This is a genomic window from Olleya aquimaris, from assembly GCF_003259525.1.
Lineage (GTDB): Bacteria > Bacteroidota > Bacteroidia > Flavobacteriales > Flavobacteriaceae > Olleya > Olleya aquimaris.
Genome location: NZ_QLLO01000002.1, coordinates 96078 through 113755, shown reverse-complemented (window position 1 = coordinate 113755; position 17678 = coordinate 96078). Strand labels below are relative to the sequence as shown.

Sequence of the window (17678 nt, the reverse complement as noted above, 5' to 3'; positions counted from 1 at the left end):
AACCGAATAAAAAAAGCGACTTTTTAAGTCGCTTTTTTTTGTTTAAAACCTAGTGAATAACTCTTAAATTAAGCCACATTTTTTATAAGCTATTCTAACTAAAAAACTTAAATTTGTGACTTGTAAAAACAACACTCAAACTAAAATATAATGATTCATTTCTTCGGAAACCAAAACAGCAAAGTCTTTGCTGTTCAAGCAACAAAAGAATTATCAACGCAAACCATCTCTAAATTGACATGGTTATTTGGCAACCAGCCAAAATTAGAACAAGCATCGTTAGATGCTTTTTTTGTTGGTCCCAGAGCAGCAATGATTACTCCTTGGAGTACCAATGCAGTAGAGATAACCCAAAATATGGGCATTGATGGCATTATTAGAATTGAAGAATTTGAAGCTTGCACATCAGATTTTAAAGGGTTTGACCCAATGATTTCTGAAAAATATAATGGTTTAAATCAAGAGTCATTTACCATTAATATTCAACCAGAAACCATCTTAAATATTGAAGATATTGCTGCTTATAACCAACAAGAAGGTCTAGCTTTAAATGAAGAAGAAATTGAGTATTTAGAAGGTGTTTCTAAAAAAATAGGTCGACCATTAACAGACTCGGAAGTATTTGGTTTCTCACAGGTTAACTCGGAGCACTGTCGTCATAAAATTTTTAACGGAACTCTCATTATAGATGGTGTAGAAAAACCAACTTCATTATTTAAACTAATTAAAGAAACCTCTAAGCAACATCCCAACGATATTGTTTCAGCATACAAAGACAATGTGGCTTTTATAAAAGGGCCAACTGTAGAACAATTTGCACCAAAACGAGCAGATATTCCTGATTTTTATACTAAAAAGGACTTTGATTCAGTTATTTCGCTTAAAGCGGAAACACATAACTTTCCAACAACTGTTGAACCCTTCAATGGAGCAGCAACTGGCTCTGGTGGAGAAATTAGAGATAGACTTGCTGGAGGAAAAGGATCATTACCCTTAGCAGGAACTGCAGTTTACATGACCTCTTATTCAAGATTAGAAGACAACAGACCTTGGGAACAAAACATGGAAGCACGTCCTTGGTTGTACCAAACACCAATGGATATTTTAATTAAAGCAAGTAATGGTGCATCAGACTTTGGTAATAAATTTGGGCAACCACTAATCTGTGGTTCGGTTTTAACTTTTGAACATGACGAAAGTAAAAGCACTATTATTAATGGCGAAAAAAGAACCAATCGTAAAATTGGCTATGATAAAGTAATTATGCAAGCTGGTGGAATTGGTTATGGCAAAGCAGATCAAGCTATAAAAGACACACCAAAAGAAGGAGATAAAATTGTTATCCTAGGTGGCGAAAACTACAGAATTGGTATGGGTGGAGCTGCAGTGTCTTCTGCAGATACTGGAGAATTCTCTACAGGAATAGAGCTTAACGCAGTACAACGTTCTAACCCAGAAATGCAAAAACGTGCTGCTAATGCTGTACGAGGCATGGTAGAAAGTGATGAAAACCATATTGTATCTATTCATGATCATGGTGCTGGTGGACATTTAAACTGTTTGTCTGAATTAGTTGAAGACACTGGTGGACATATAGATTTAGATGCTTTACCTGTTGGAGATCCAACCTTATCTGCAAAAGAAATTATTGGTAACGAGTCCCAAGAACGTATGGGATTAGTCATTGCAGATAAACATCTAGACATTTTAAAGCGTATTGCAGATCGTGAACGTTCTCCAATGTACACTGTTGGCGATGTTACTGGAGATCACAGGTTTACTTTTGAATCAAAATCTACAAGTAATAAACCCATGGATTTGGCATTAGAAGACATGTTTGGAAGCTCTCCTAAAACCATAATGCAAGATGTAACTGTAGACCGTAATTATGGTGGCATATCTTACAATCCAAATGAGTTTTACAATTACCTTGATCAAGTATTACAATTAGAAGCTGTTGCTTGTAAAGATTGGCTAACTAACAAAGTGGACCGTTGTGTTGGCGGAAAAGTTGCCAAACAACAATGTGTAGGTCCTTTACAATTACCACTTAACAATGTTGGTGTTATGGCACTAGATTATAATGGTAAAGAAGGCGTTGCAACGTCTATTGGACATTCACCTATTTCAGGATTAATAGATCCTGTTGCTGGAAGTAGAAATAGTATTACGGAAGCACTAACCAATATCATGTGGGCGCCTTTAAAAGAAGGTTTAAAAAGTGTTTCATTATCCGCTAACTGGATGTGGCCTTGTAAAAATGAAGGTGAAGATGCAAGACTATATGAAGCTGTGCAAGCTATTTCAGAATACGCTATAGACTTGGGTATTAATGTTCCTACTGGAAAAGATTCTTTATCCATGAAGCAAAAATATCCTAATGAAGAAGTTATTTCTCCAGGGACAGTTATTATTTCTGCAGCAGCAAATTGTAACGATATAAAAAAGGTAGTCGAGCCTGTTTTTAAATTAAATGGTGGTGATATTTATTACGTTAATCTGTCACAAGACGACTTTAAATTAGGTGGAAGCTCTTTTGCACAAATACTAAATAAAGTTGGTAGTAACACACCCAATGTTAAAGAGGCAGCTTATGTTAAAACTGTATTTAATACCATTCAGCAATTAATAAATAACAACCAAATTGTAGCAGGTCATGATGTAGCTTCTGGCGGATTAATTACCACTTTACTAGAACTGTGTTTTGCAGATATCAATTTAGGTGCAGAATTAGACATTACCTCATTAAACCAAAAAGATTCTTGTAAAGTACTGTTTTCTGAAAATTCTGGAATAGTGTTTCAATCTAAAGATGCTTCAATAGAGAAAGTGTTGACAGACGCAAACATTCAATTTCATAATATTGGAAAAGTCACTAATACAGATGTGTTAAGCATTATTAATAATACAGAAGTATTTACAATGACAGTATCACGACTTAGAGACATGTGGTACAAAACGTCTTATTTATTAGACCAAAAACAAACAGCAAATAATTTAGCAGAAACACGTTACTTAAACTATGCTAAACAACCTTTAAAATATTATTTTCCAAAGCATTTCACTGGTAAATTACCAGTTATTGATGCTTCAAAACCTAGACCAAAAGCTGCTATATTGCGTGAAAAAGGTAGTAACTCTGAGCGCGAAATGGCTAATGCTATGTATTTAGCAGGTTTTGATGTTAAGGATGTCCATATGACCGATTTAATTTCTGGAAGAGAAACTTTGGAAGACATTCAATTTCTGGGAGCTGTTGGAGGCTTTTCTAATAGCGATGTTTTAGGCTCTGCAAAAGGATGGGCTGGAGCTATAAAATATAACGAGAATGCTAATAAAGCCATAAACAACTTCTTTAAAAGAGAAGACACACTGTCTGTAGGTATTTGTAATGGTTGTCAGCTATTTATGGAATTAGAATTAATTAATCCAGAACATGAAGTTCATGGAAAAATGCTACATAATAATTCTAAAAAACACGAAAGTGCTTTTACTTCAGTTACTGTGCAAGAAAATAATTCTGTGATGCTATCTACACTTGAAGATGCAACATTAGGTGTATGGATTAGTCATGGCGAAGGAAAATTTAATCTTCCAAAATCTGAAAACAATTACAATATTGTAGCAAAATATGGTTACGACAGTTATCCTGCCAATCCAAATGGATCTGATTATAACACAGCAATGATGTGCGATAAAACAGGTCGACATTTAGTAATGATGCCACATATAGAGCGTTCTATATTTCAATGGAATTGGGCAAACTATCCAGATAATAGAGAAGACCAAGTGTCACCCTGGCTAGAAGCTTTTGTAAATGCAAAAGTTTGGATACTAAATAAAAATAAGAAATAGGTTCTAATTTATAATATTTTTCTTACGTTTATAGAGGATTAACTTAGAAAGCCCCTCTATAAATGAATTTTAAATATATAGAATGTGTTACCGAGAATACATTAATAAATAATTTTTATGAACTTAATGTAGACAGTACTAGTATACCTTTACATTCAAAGGTCATACCTACAGCTCAGTGCCATATTATTTATTTAAAATCAGAGGTCCCAATTGAAACTATTTTTAAAAACAACAAGTTTAATAATAGTGGGTTAATTGTATTAGGACAGTCTTACAAATCTTATAAGCTGCATGCCAAAGCACCTTATTATAATTTAGGAATCAACTTACACCCAACAGGATTATATAAACTGTTAAAAAGCGACATCTCTAAATTTACAGATAAACATGTTAAATTATCAGAAATAAATTTAGAGTTATTTAACCTTTTAAGTCCTTTGTTTGAAGAACAGATAGATGACTGTAATCATTTAGCTAAAAAGATTGAAAAACAACTTTTAAGTTTAGATTTATTTGAAAATAATAATACAAGATTAGTAGATGAAGCAATAAAACTTATTTATCAAAAAGAAGGCAAAATAAATGTTGAAGAGTTATTAAAACAGATTCCTATTTCTCAAAAACACCTAGAATTACAATTTAAAAAAATAGTAGGCTTGACACCTTTAAAGTTTATTAAACTTTATAAATTTTTGAATTTAATGAAAAAGTATGAATCCAAACAAGCCTCTATATCTCAACTAATTGAATATTACAGCTATTACGATTTGTCTCACTTCTCAAAAGATTTTAATCTTTTTATGAATCAGAAACCTACAGATTATTTCAAATCTGATAACGAATTTTTAAATAATTACTTAAAAGAGTAATATTTACACTTTTAAGTAATTTTTACGATTTTTTACACCTATTATTTCAAAGATTTTACATAATTTAGCTATGGATTAATGCATTTTATTTAATTTAAATGAAAGTTAAGGGATTCATTTAAAAATAGTTAGTTATTAAATAAAAATCAAATAAGCATTTATTCAAGCTATCAATCAGTTAGCACAGGAGCTGTTTAAATACAGCTCCTTTTTTTTATATCTATTTGAAATAGATATAAAATTTCATACTTTGCAAACTTAATAACTTCGTACACTGACTAATGATAGAAATTACACGCCTTTTTGATTTTCCGTATTACCAATTAGAAAAATACAATCTTGATGCTGCTTTGGTAACCAAAAAAGAGGGTGTTTGGGAGAAAACATCGACTAAAGAATATCTTAATAAAGCCAATGCTATAAGTAGAGCATTATTAAAACTAGGCGTTAACACAAACGATAAAATTGCCATCATATCTTCTACTAATAGAACAGAGTGGAATATTATGGATATAGGAATTTTACAACTTGGTGCACAAAACATACCTATTTACCCAACTATTTCTGCAGAAGATTATGAATATGTACTTAACCATAGCGAATCCATCTATTGCTTTGTGTCTGATCAAGAAGTCTTTGATAAAGTAAACAAAGTTAAAGCAAACACCAGCCTAAAAGAAGTATATAGTTTTGACCATATAGAGGGTTGTAAACATTACTCAGAGTTATTTGAACTTGGAAAAGACACAAGTAATCAACCAGAAGTAGAAGCTAGAAAAGAGGCAGTAAAACCACATGATTTAGCAACCATAATTTATACATCTGGTACTACAGGAAAACCTAAAGGTGTCATGTTATCTCATGACAACATAACTAGTAATGTTTTAAATAGCGTACCAAGATTACCATTATCGGAAGGAAACCCAAAAGTATTAAGCTTTTTACCTATATGCCACATTTTTGAACGTGTGCTAATTTATATTTACCAACATGCAGGTGTTTCTATTTATTATGCAGAAGGTATTGATAAAATTGGTGATAATGCTAAAGAGGTAAAACCAAATTTAATGAGTGTTGTACCTAGACTTTTAGAAAAAGTTTATGACAAAATATACGCCAAAGGTGCCGATTTAACTGGTATTAAAAGTAAATTATTTCATTGGGCAATCGCATTAGGAGAACAATGGGAACCTTATGGAAAAAATGGTGCATGGTATGAATTTAAACTAAAAATTGCTAGTAAATTAATTTTTAGCAAATGGAGAGAGGCTTTAGGAGGAGAACTAACTACAATGGTATCAGGTAGTGCACCTTTGCAACCAAGACTAACTAGAGTATTTTGTGCTGCAGGTATGCAAGTTATGGAAGGCTACGGTTTAACAGAAACTTCTCCAGTTGTGTCAGTTGGACAATATGAAGACAACATGTTTAAAGTTGGCACTGTGGGTAAACCAATAGATGGTGTTGAAGTCAAAATTGCAGAAGATGGTGAGTTATTAATTAAAGGAAGAAATGTTATGATGGGTTATTATAAAGACCCAGAAAAAACAGCAAGTGTGATGACTGGCGATTATTTTCATACAGGTGATAAAGGCGAAATTGATCCGGATGGTTTCTTAAAAATTACTGGTCGTAAAAAAGAAATGTTTAAAACTTCTGGTGGAAAATATGTTATTCCTACACTTCTTGAAAACGAATTAAAACAGTCTAGATTTATAGAACAAGTCATGGTTGTTGGTGAAGGCGAAAAAATGCCTGCAGCAATTATTCAACCTAATTTTGAATTTATTCAAGAATGGATTGACAGAAAAGGTAAACAAATTGAAAAATCTAATGCAGCTATAGCTAGTTCTCAAGAAATCATTAATAGAATTCAAGAAGAAGTTGACCAATGTAATACACACTTTGGTAAATGGGAACAAATTAAACGCTTCGAGCTAACTCCTGATGTGTGGACAATTGATGGTGGACATTTAACACCAACCATGAAAATGAAACGCGACATTATTAAGGGTATTTATCAAGACTTATACGATAAAATATACCGTTGCTAAATAACCTAAAGCTATCTAATTAACAGATAGCTTTTTTTATGCACAATTTTAAATTTATTATGCATGCATAATAAATTTTTACTATCTTTGGAAACATAACAATTAATTACGTTATAAAAAATGAAAGATAGAACCATTGATTACATACTTAGAACCACATGGTTAGCAGTTAATAAAATGTATAATGAAGAAGCTGCAAAATTTGGTACTACTATGGCTACCGGATTTACATTATTAAGTATTGACCCAGAAAATGGAACACCTTCTACTTCACTTGGACCAATAATGGGTATGGAAGCAACTAGCCTTTCAAGAATTTTAAAACGAATGGATGAGTTAGATTTAATAGAACGTAAACCAAATCCTAATGATGGACGTGGTGTTTTAATTCATTTAACCCCTTTTGGTAAAGAAAAACGCAAAGATGCAAAAGAACGCGTTTTAGTATTTAATGAAGCCATTAGAGAACACGTTTCTGAAGAAAAACTAAAACATTTTTATGAAGTCTCGGATACTATTAACGAGTTAATTTCTAACAAAAAAATATATACTAAAGAATCTATTATTTAAATATGAGCAAACGTAGAATTAAAAAAATAGCCATTATTGGTTCAGGAATTATGGGAAGCGGTATCGCTTGTCATTTTGCTAACATTGGCGTAGATGTTTTATTATTAGACATCGTTCCTAGAGAATTAAACGACAAAGAAAAAGCTAAAGGGTTAACTTTAGAAGATAAAGTAGTAAGAAACAGATTGGTAAATGATGCTTTAGCAGCATCTTTAAAATCTAAACCCTCTCCTATTTATCATTCATCTTTTGCAAGTCGTATTACTACTGGAAACTTAGAAGACGATATTGCTAAAGTCGCAGATGTCGACTGGATTATGGAAGTTGTGGTTGAAAGACTAGATATCAAACAACAAGTGTTTGAAAAACTAGAAAAATACCGTACGCCTGGTACATTAATTACCTCAAACACCTCAGGGATTCCTATTAAATTCATGAGCGAAGGACGTAGTGAAGATTTCCAAAAACATTTCTGCGGAACTCACTTTTTCAATCCTGCACGTTACTTAAAATTATTCGAAATTATTCCTGGTCCAAAAACAGATCAAGAAGTTTTAGATTTTTTAAATGAATATGGAGAGAAATTTTTAGGAAAAACATCTGTAGTTGCTAAAGATACACCTGCGTTTATCGGAAACCGAATTGGTATTTTCAGCATCCAAAGTCTTTTTCACGCGGTTAAAGAATTAGATTTAACTATTGAAGAGGTAGATAAATTATCAGGACCAGTTATAGGTAGACCTAAATCAGCAACGTTTAGAACTGTTGATGTTGTAGGATTAGACACGTTAGTTCATGTGGCAAACGGAATTAGAGAAAATTGTCCTAATGACGAGCGCTCAGAGTTATTCAAATTACCTAGTTTCATCAATACCATGATGGAAAACAAATGGTTAGGTAGCAAAACTGGACAAGGTTTCTACAAAAAAAGTGTTTCTGCAGATGGCAGAAAAGAAATATTATCTCTTGACTTAAACACTCTAGAATATCGTTCTGCTAAAAAAGCAAAATTTGCAACATTAGAGTTAACCAAAACAGTCGATAAGGTTGTTGACCGATTTAAAATATTAGTAAAAGGAAAAGATAAAGCAGGTGAGTTTTACAGAAAAAGCTTTACTGCTTTATTTGCATATGTATCTAATCGTATTCCAGAAATTTCAGACGAGCTTTACAAGATTGATGATGCTATGAAAGCTGGTTTTGGATGGGAACATGGTCCTTTCCAAATTTGGGATGCTATAGGTGTAGAAAAAGGAATAGAACTTATGAAAGCGGAAGGTTTAGAACCTGCTGCTTGGGTTAACCAGATGATAGCTTCTGGTAATACTTCTTTCTATACTGTAAAAGATGGTGCAACATATTTTTATGATATTCCTTCTAAAAAACAAACCAAAATTCCAGGTCAAGACAGTTTCATCATATTAGATAATATCAGAAAAACTAACGAAGTATTTAAAAACTCGGGTGTTGTTATTGAAGATATAGGTGACGGAATTTTAAACTGCGAGTTCCAATCTAAAATGAATACCATTGGAGGAGACGTTTTAGCTGGAATAAATAAAGCTATTGATTTAGCCGAAAAAGACTTTGCAGGATTAGTGGTAGGTAATCAAGGAGCAAACTTCTCTGTTGGTGCTAACATTGGTATGATATTTATGATGGCTGCAGAGCAAGAATATGACGAGCTTAACATGGCTATCAAATACTTCCAAGACACTATGATGCGTATGCGTTATTCTGCAATACCAACGGTTTCTGCACCTCATGGAATGACTTTAGGTGGTGGATGCGAATTATCATTACACGCAGATAAAGTAGTTGCAGCAGCAGAAACTTACATGGGACTTGTAGAGTTTGGTGTTGGAGTGATTCCTGGTGGTGGAGGTTCTAAAGAAATGGCTTTAAGAGCACAAGACCTATTCCAAAAAGGAGACGTACAACTTAATGTGTTACAAGAGCATTTCTTAACTATAGGTATGGCAAAAGTATCGACTTCTGCTTATGAAGCATTTGACTTAAACCTATTACAAAAAGGTAAAGATGTAGTGGTTGTAAACAAAGACCGTCAAATAGCAGTTGCTAAGCAACATGCTAAATTAATGGCAGATTCTGGTTACACACAACCTGTAAAACGTAATGATGTATTAGTACTTGGTAAACAAGCTTTAGGGATGTTTTTAGTAGGTACAGATGCAATGGAAGATTCTAAATACATATCAGAACACGATATGAAAATAGCTAACAAATTGGCATACGTGATGGCTGGTGGTGATTTATCAGAACCAACCAAAGTTACAGAACAATATTTATTGGATTTAGAGCGTGAAGCATTCTTAAGTTTATGTACAGAGCGTAAAACTTTAGAACGTATTCAACACATGTTAACCAAAGGAAAACCACTTCGCAACTAGTTGCGAACAGTAAAAAGGGAAAAGTAATTAGGGATTAGAGAATCACTAACTACTAATTACTAAAAACTAAATACTAAAATAAAAATGAAACAAGCATATATAGTAAAAGCATACAGAACCGCAGTTGGTAAAGCACCAAAAGGAGTGTTCCGTTTTAAAAGAACAGACGAGTTAGCAGCAGAAACCATTCAGCATATGATGAAGGAACTGCCTAATTTAGATACCTCAAGAATTGATGATGTTATTGTAGGAAACGCTATGCCAGAAGGATCTCAAGGATTAAACATGGCACGATTTATTTCATTAATCGGATTAAACAGTGTAGATGTTCCTGGTGTAACTATCAATCGTTTTTGCGCTTCTGGAATTGAAACTATCGGTATTGCAGCTGCAAAAATACAAGCCGGAATGGCAGATTGTATCATTGCAGGTGGTGCAGAAAGCATGAGTAGCGTACCAATGACAGGTTTTAAACCAGAATTAAATTACGATACTGTAAAAGCTGGTCACGAAGATTATTATTGGGGAATGGGAAATACTGCAGAAGCAGTAGCTAAACAATTTAATGTATCTCGTGAAGACCAAGATGAGTTTGCGTATAATTCGCATATGAAAGCATTAAAAGCACAAGCAGAAAATCGTTTTCAAGATCAAATTGTTCCAATAGAAGTAGAACAAACTTACATTGACGAAAACGGGAAAAAAGCAACACGATCTTACACAGTTACTAAAGATGAAGGACCAAGAGCAGGTACAAGTACTGAAGTTTTAGCAAAATTACGTCCAGTTTTTGCTGCAAATGGTAGTGTAACTGCAGGTAACTCTTCACAAATGAGTGATGGAGCAGCATTTGTTATGATTATGAGCGAAGACATGGTTAAAGAATTAAATCTTGAACCTATCGCACGTTTAGTAAATTATGCAGCTGCAGGTGTTGAGCCTAGAATTATGGGAATTGGTCCAGTTAAAGCCATTCCAAAAGCTTTAAAACAGGCTGGTTTAAAACAAGACGACTTAGCCTTAATTGAATTGAATGAAGCGTTTGCATCACAATCTATTGCTGTGATTAGAGAATTAGACCTAAACCCAGATATAATCAATGTTAATGGTGGTGCAATTGCATTAGGTCATCCATTAGGATGTACAGGAACAAAATTATCTGTGCAATTGTTTGACGAAATGCGCAAGCAAAATATGAAAGGTAAATATGGTGCTGTAACGATGTGCGTAGGTACCGGTCAAGGTGCTTGTGGAATATTTGAATTTTTAAATTAAAATATAATTTCTGTCCGGTCGAGCGCAGTCGAGACCTTATTCATCGGATAGTTTCAAAAATAGTTCTCGACTACGCTCGAACAGACATTGATTAAATAAAAACTTAATATAACATATAAAATGGCAGATTTAGAAAAAGACATCTTAAGAGGTGGTCAATTCTTAGTAAAAGAAACAAAATGTGACGATGTGTTTACTCCTGAAGATTTTTCAGAAGAACAAAAAATGATGAAAGAAGCGGTTATGGAATTTAATGATCGTGAAATCATTCCTCATAAAAACAGATTTGAAGCTAAAGATTATGCATTAACAGAAGATGTGATGCGCAAAGCTGGAGAATTAGGGTTTTTAGGTGTTGCAGTTCCTGAAGCCTATGGTGGATTAGGAATGGGATTTGTGTCTACATGTTTAACTTGTGATTATATTTCCTCAGGAACAGGGTCTTTTAGTACTGCTTTTGGTGCTCATACAGGTATTGGTACTATGCCAATTACATTATATGGAACCGAGGAACAAAAACAAAAATACGTACCAAAATTAGCTACTGGTGAGTGGTTTGGAGCATATTGTTTAACAGAGCCTGGTGCTGGATCTGATGCTAATTCTGGTAAAACAACTGCAGAATTGACTGCAGATGGAAAATCATACAAAATTAACGGTCAAAAAATGTGGATCTCAAATGCAGGATTCTGTAGTTTGATGATTGTGTTTGCACGTATAGAAGATGATAAAAACATAACTGGTTTTATTGTAGAGTATGACCCAGAAAACCCAAATGGAATTACTTTAGGAGAAGAAGAACATAAATTAGGTATTCGTGCATCTTCAACAAGACAGGTGTTTTTTAATGACTGTGTTGTACCTGTAGAAAATATGTTAGCTGGTCGTGGCGAAGGTTTTAAAATCGCCATGAATGCACTTAACGTTGGTCGTATTAAACTAGCAGCTGCTTGTTTAGATTCTCAAAGACGAATTTTAACTACTGCTGTTAATTATGCTAACGAGCGTAAACAATTTAAAACTCCTATTGCAGATTTTGGTGCCATAAAAACTAAACTAGCAGAAATGGCTGCTAGTGCTTACGCAGGAGAATCTGCTACGTATAGAGCTGCAAAAAATATTGAAGATCGTATTGCAATCCGTGAAGCTGCAGGAAATACTCATCAAGAAGCAGAATTAAAAGGTGTTGAAGAATATGCAATAGAATGTTCTATCTTAAAAGTTGCAGTATCTGAAGATGTACAGAATTGTGCAGATGAAGGAATCCAAATTTTTGGAGGAATGGGATTCTCTGAAGAAACACCAATGGAAGCAGCTTGGAGAGACGCACGTATTGCTCGTATTTACGAAGGAACAAACGAAATTAACCGAATGTTAGCTGTTGGAATGCTTGTTAAAAAAGCTATGAAAGGTCACGTAGATCTTTTAGGTCCAGCTCAAGCTGTGCAAGAAGAGTTAATGGGTATACCATCGTTTGACACACCAGATTACTCTGAATTATTTTCAGAAGAAAAAGAAATGATTAAAAAGCTGAAAAAGACATTTTTAATGGTTGCTGGTGGAGCAGTTCAAAAATATGGACCGCAATTAGAGGATCATCAACAATTATTGATAGCAGCTGCAGATATTTTAATTGAAATTTACATGGCAGAATCAGCTATTTTAAGAACTGAGAAAAACGCTAAGCGTTTTGGTGAAGAGTCTCAATCTGCACAAATAGCTATGGCTAAATTATATTTATATCATGCAGTAGATATCGTAGAAGAAAAAGGTAAAGAAAGTATTATTTCTTTTGCTGAAGGCGATGAACAACGTATGATGTTAATGGGTCTTAAGCGTTTTACAAAATATGCTAACTATCCAGATATTGTAGATTTACGTATCGAGATTGCAGAAAAAGTAAAAGCAGAAAACAAATACTGCTTTTAATAGTTAAGTTTTAGTTTTAATTAGTTAAAAAGTGCTTTCAATGTATTGGAAGCGCTTTTTTTTTATTTCAAATTCAATACTTTACAAAAGTTTTAAGAAATATGTTTTGTTAATATGCTTATTTTAGTGGACACTAACTCAACACTTATTATATGTATTCACTTTTACAAGAAACACCAAAAGATCAAAAAGGAGAAATTGATATTAATACAACCAGTATTATTGAGAAACTTGATACTTGGCTTGATGGTTTTATAAGAAACCTTCCAAACATACTAGTTGGTATTGTTGTATTTATTATAATGATATACGTTTCTAAGTATGTTGGTAAAGGCATTAAAAAATTATTAGTAAATCGAGGTAGAAATAATTTTGGTGAAATTTTAGGAGGTTTCACAAGATGGGTATTGCTCCTAGTTGGATTAATGCTTAGTTTAACAATTATCTCTCCTAACTTAAGCCCAGCAGATTTAATAGCAGGACTTGGTGTAAGTTCTGTAGCTATAGGTTTTGCCTTTAAAGATATTCTTCAAAATTGGTTAGCTGGTATACTTATTTTAATGCGTCAACCCTTTGAAATAGGAGACCAAATAGTTGTAAATGGTTTTGAAGGTACTGTAGAGCGTATTGAAACCAGAGCTACAATTATAAGACAATATGATGGACAACGTATTGTTGTACCTAATAGTGAAATTTACACAAACTCTGTTAAGGTTATTACAGCAAATGAGCTTATCCGATCGCAATACGATATTGGATTAGGTTACGATCAACCTAAAGACGAAGCTTTTAAAATTCTTAAAGAAACTATTGAAAATACCGAAGGTGTTAGTAAAGAAAAACCTGTAGATATTCTTCCATGGGATCAAGCTGATAGTTGGTTAACAGTGCGTGTTAGATGGTGGACTAATAGTGAAAGAGCTAATGTGGTAAAGGTTTTTTCAGATGTTATTTTAAATACTCAAAATGCTATGGATAAAGCTGGTATCGATTTACCATTTCCTACATCTGTTGAAATTCAAAACGCACATGACCATAAAGAAGCAAAAGAGCTAATGAAAAAAAATAATAAAAAAGATTAATAAATAATCTTTAACTCAAATAACTAAAGTCAATTCCTTTATAGAATTGGCTTTTTTTATTTAATTTTAAATCAAAATTTTAAAATGAAAAAATTAATACTCCCTTTACTCCTACTTTCAATTACTATTTCTACTGCTCAAACAAATCAAAAAATATACGATATTATCGAAGCTGTTTCAGCAGAACGCATTCAAAATGACATACAAACACTTGTTGATTTTGGCACCAGAAACACGTTTAGTGATACCCTCTCTGAAACTAGAGGAATTGGTGCAGCAAGACGTTGGATAAAATCAGAATTTGAATCTATATCTAAAGACTGCAACAATTGTCTAAACACCTTTTACCAAAAAGATTTTGTAACTAAAGAAGGTAATAGACGTGTACCTCATGATGCATGGATAGTTAATGTTGTAGCTATTCAAAAAGGAACAAAATATCCAAATCGCTATATTATTATGAGTGGTGATATTGACTCTAGAGCTAGTGATACTATGGATTTTACAACAGATGCACCTGGAGCAAATGATAATGCATCAGGAATGGCAGGAACTATTGAAGCTGCACGTGTACTATCTAAATACAAATTTGAAAACAGCATTATTTACGTTGGTTTGTCTGGTGAAGAACAAGGGTTGTTTGGTGGTGCTGGATTAGCAAAATATGCTAAAGAACAAGGATGGGACATTATCGGGATTTTAAATAACGATATGATTGGAAACATTAAAGGTGTAGATGGTGTTATAGATAACAGAACTTTCAGAATATTTTCTGAACCTGTCCCTCCTACCGAAACAGAACGCGAACGCACATTAAGACGTTTTTATGGTGGAGAAGTTGATGGTATTTCTCGTCAATTAGCACGTTATGTACATAAAAATGTAAAAACTTATATGCCAGAAATGAATCCGATGATGGTGTATAGGTTAGACCGTTTTGGACGTGGTGGACACCACAGACCATTTAACGACCTAGGTTTTGCAGGAATTAGAATCATGGAAGCGCACGAAAATTACACACAACAACATCAAGATATAAGAGAAGAAGATGGGATACAATATGGTGATGTCATAGAGCATGTTAATTTTGGCTACGCCAAAAAATTAACAGCAGTAAACGCTATAAATTTAGCTAGTTTAGCTTGGGCTCCGCCTGCTCCTAAAATTGTTGCTATTGGAGGTATAGTTGAACCATCAGTTAAATTTAAATGGGATAAAGTAGAAGGTGCTGTTGGGTATAAAATCTATTGGAGAGACACCACCTCTGCTACTTGGGATTACAGTCGTTATGTAGGTGATGTCTCAGAATTTATGTTAGATGGTATTGTTATTGATAACTATTTCTTTGGAATTGCTTCTGTAGGAAAAGATGGTTTTGAAAGTCCAGTAGTGTTTCCAAATAAAATAATGAGATAAATGAAAAAAATAATAGCGTTAATATTTATTTGTGCTTTTGCCAATTTGGTTAATGCACAATTACTTCAAAAGAAAGAGAATTTTACAAGACAAGACACACTACGTGGTAGTATTACTCCAGAGCGTGACTGGTGGGATTTAACGTATTATCACTTAGATATTACAGTCAACCCAGACAACAAAACTATTTCAGGAAAAAACACTATTCAATATAAAGTATTGCAACCAAATCAGGTTATGCAAATCGATTTACAACCACCTTTACAATTAACTAAGGTTACACAAAACGGAAAAGAATTAACTATAAAGCATGATGGAAATGCACATTTTATAACACTAAAAAATCAGCAAAACATTGGAGACATAAATAGTGTTATTGCCTATTATGATGGCAAACCACGGGAAGCTGTAAGAGCACCTTGGGATGGCGGAATATCTTGGAAAAAGGATAATAATGGTAATCATTTTGTAGCGTCCTCTTGTCAAGGGTTAGGAGCCAGCGTGTGGTGGCCTAACAAAGATCATATGTATGACGAGGTAGATAGTATGCTAATAAGTGTAGAAGTACCAAAAGGGTTAACAAATGTCTCAAACGGAAGATTGCGAAGTATTGAAAATAAAGAAAACACAACCGTTTTTCATTGGTTTGTAAACAACCCAATTAATAACTATGGAGTCAACATCAATATTGGTGATTATGCTAATTTCTCGGAAGTTTATCAAGGCGAAAAAGGCGACTTAGACCTCAACTATTATGTTCTAAAAGACAACCTTGAAAAGGCAAAAGAACACTTTAAAGATACACCAAAAATGATGAAAGCGTTTGAGCATTGGTTTGGTCCTTATCCTTTTTACGAAGATAGTTTTAAATTGGTTGAAGTTCCTTATTTAGGTATGGAACACCAAAGCTCTGTAACCTATGGAAACCAATACAAAAAAGGATATTTAGGTCATGATTTATCTGGTACAGGTTGGGGACTTAAATTTGATTTTATAATCATTCATGAAGCAGGTCACGAGTGGTTTGCTAATAATATTACCAACGTAGACATAGCAGATATGTGGATTCATGAAGGCTTTACAGCCTATTCTGAAAACTTATTTTTAGATTATTACTATGGTAAAGAAGCTGCTTCAGACTATGTAATTGGAACTAGAAGAAACATCCAAAACGATAGACCCTTAATTGGTCATTATAATGTCAATAACGAAGGCTCTAGCGATATGTATTACAAAGGAGCCAATATGTTGCATACCTTGCGTCAATTAGTTAATGATGATGAAAAATGGCGTAAAATATTAAGAGGATTAAATTCAAATTTCTATCATCAAACGGTAACAACTAAACAAATAGAAAATTATATCGCTGAGCAATCTGGACTTGAATTAGAAGGCTTTTTTAATCAATATTTAAGAAGCACAAAAATCCCTGTTTTAGAATATAAAATTGAAGACAAAAAGCTCGCCTACAAATGGAGCAATACTGTTGAAGACTTTAAAATGCCTATACAAGTAGAAATTGATGGACAGACCCTATGGATTACTCCTTCAATAAAAAATCAAACTTTAAAATTAAAGTCTAATACTTCTGAAATTAAAATAGATCGAGATTTTTATATTGAAGTGAAAGCACTTTAAGATGGAAGTTCAAGAATATTATTTTAAATCTGATACAGAATGGCGAGAATGGTTACATATTAATCATGATAGTGATTCTGGCATCTACCTAATCTTTTACAAAGTAGACCACAAAAACGAAAGTATGCGTTGGGAAGAAGCTGTAAAAGTAGCTTTGTGTTATGGTTGGATAGATAGTACAGTAAAGAGTTTAGGTAATGGAAAACGCAGACAATACTTTTGTAAACGTAACCCTAAAAGTGTGTGGAGCGCACTAAACAAAGCTTATATTAAAGATTTAATTGCAGAAGATTTAATGCATCCTAAAGGCTTAGAAATTATAAAAATTGGTAAGCAAAACGGAAGTTGGACAGCTTTAGATGATGTTGAAAAAGGTGTCATTCCACAGGAATTACAAATTGCATTTAACAAAAATCCAAAAGCATTTGAAAACTACAACAACTTTGCACCTTCTTACAGAAAAAGCTATTTGTATTGGTTAAATCAAGCTAAACGTGAAACAACAAGACAAAAAAGAATCGCAGAGATTATACAACTATGCGATGCTAATATTAAATCTAGAGGTAATTGGTAATA

Annotated in this window: 11 protein-coding genes; all 11 read left to right on the top strand. The window is 33.4% G+C overall.

What is annotated here, in order from left to right; translation table 11 throughout:
- Nucleotides 1–150: 150 nt before the first annotated feature.
- The 11 genes from purL (at nucleotide 151) to LY08_RS03155 (ending at nucleotide 17676) form a co-directional block, all read left to right on the top strand.
- Nucleotides 151–3855: a phosphoribosylformylglycinamidine synthase gene (gene purL / locus LY08_RS03205; RefSeq protein ID WP_111659001.1), complete on the top strand. Its 3705-nt coding sequence runs from the start codon at nucleotides 151–153 to the stop codon at nucleotides 3853–3855.
- A gap of 62 nt (nucleotides 3856–3917) precedes the next feature.
- Nucleotides 3918–4727 carry a helix-turn-helix domain-containing protein gene (locus LY08_RS03200; protein ID WP_111659000.1) on the top strand — a complete coding sequence of 270 codons (810 nt, stop codon included), beginning with the start codon at nucleotides 3918–3920 and terminating at the stop codon, nucleotides 4725–4727.
- Between the two features lie 281 nt (nucleotides 4728–5008).
- Nucleotides 5009–6781, top strand: a complete 1773-nt coding sequence (locus tag LY08_RS03195) for an AMP-dependent synthetase/ligase (RefSeq protein ID WP_111658999.1) — start codon at nucleotides 5009–5011, stop codon at nucleotides 6779–6781.
- Nucleotides 6782–6901: 120 nt separating this feature from the next.
- On the top strand, nucleotides 6902–7351 hold the full coding sequence (locus LY08_RS03190) for a MarR family winged helix-turn-helix transcriptional regulator (protein WP_111658998.1): 450 nt from the start codon (nucleotides 6902–6904) through the stop codon (nucleotides 7349–7351).
- Nucleotides 7352–7353: 2 nt separating this feature from the next.
- Nucleotides 7354–9762 carry a 3-hydroxyacyl-CoA dehydrogenase/enoyl-CoA hydratase family protein gene (locus LY08_RS03185; protein ID WP_111658997.1) on the top strand — a complete coding sequence of 803 codons (2409 nt, stop codon included), beginning with the start codon at nucleotides 7354–7356 and terminating at the stop codon, nucleotides 9760–9762.
- An 84-nt stretch (nucleotides 9763–9846) separates the two neighbouring features.
- Complete coding sequence (locus LY08_RS03180; protein WP_111658996.1) at nucleotides 9847–11037, top strand: acetyl-CoA C-acyltransferase; 1191 nt, start codon at nucleotides 9847–9849, stop codon at nucleotides 11035–11037.
- Nucleotides 11038–11157: 120 nt separating this feature from the next.
- Complete coding sequence (locus LY08_RS03175; protein WP_111658995.1) at nucleotides 11158–12966, top strand: acyl-CoA dehydrogenase family protein; 1809 nt, start codon at nucleotides 11158–11160, stop codon at nucleotides 12964–12966.
- A gap of 152 nt (nucleotides 12967–13118) precedes the next feature.
- A complete protein-coding gene (locus tag LY08_RS03170) occupies nucleotides 13119–14048 on the top strand; it encodes a mechanosensitive ion channel family protein (RefSeq protein ID WP_111658994.1) in 930 nt (309 codons plus the stop codon).
- A gap of 84 nt (nucleotides 14049–14132) precedes the next feature.
- Complete coding sequence (locus LY08_RS03165; RefSeq protein ID WP_111658993.1) at nucleotides 14133–15464, top strand: M28 family peptidase; 1332 nt, start codon at nucleotides 14133–14135, stop codon at nucleotides 15462–15464.
- Nucleotides 15465–17102 (top strand): M1 family metallopeptidase, encoded by a 1638-nt coding sequence (locus LY08_RS03160; RefSeq protein ID WP_111658992.1) that lies wholly within the window; start codon nucleotides 15465–15467, stop codon nucleotides 17100–17102. It abuts the gene before it with no gap.
- A gap of 1 nt (nucleotide 17103) precedes the next feature.
- Nucleotides 17104–17676 carry a YdeI/OmpD-associated family protein gene (locus tag LY08_RS03155; protein WP_111658991.1) on the top strand — a complete coding sequence of 191 codons (573 nt, stop codon included), beginning with the start codon at nucleotides 17104–17106 and terminating at the stop codon, nucleotides 17674–17676.
- Nucleotides 17677–17678 lie beyond the last annotated feature (2 nt).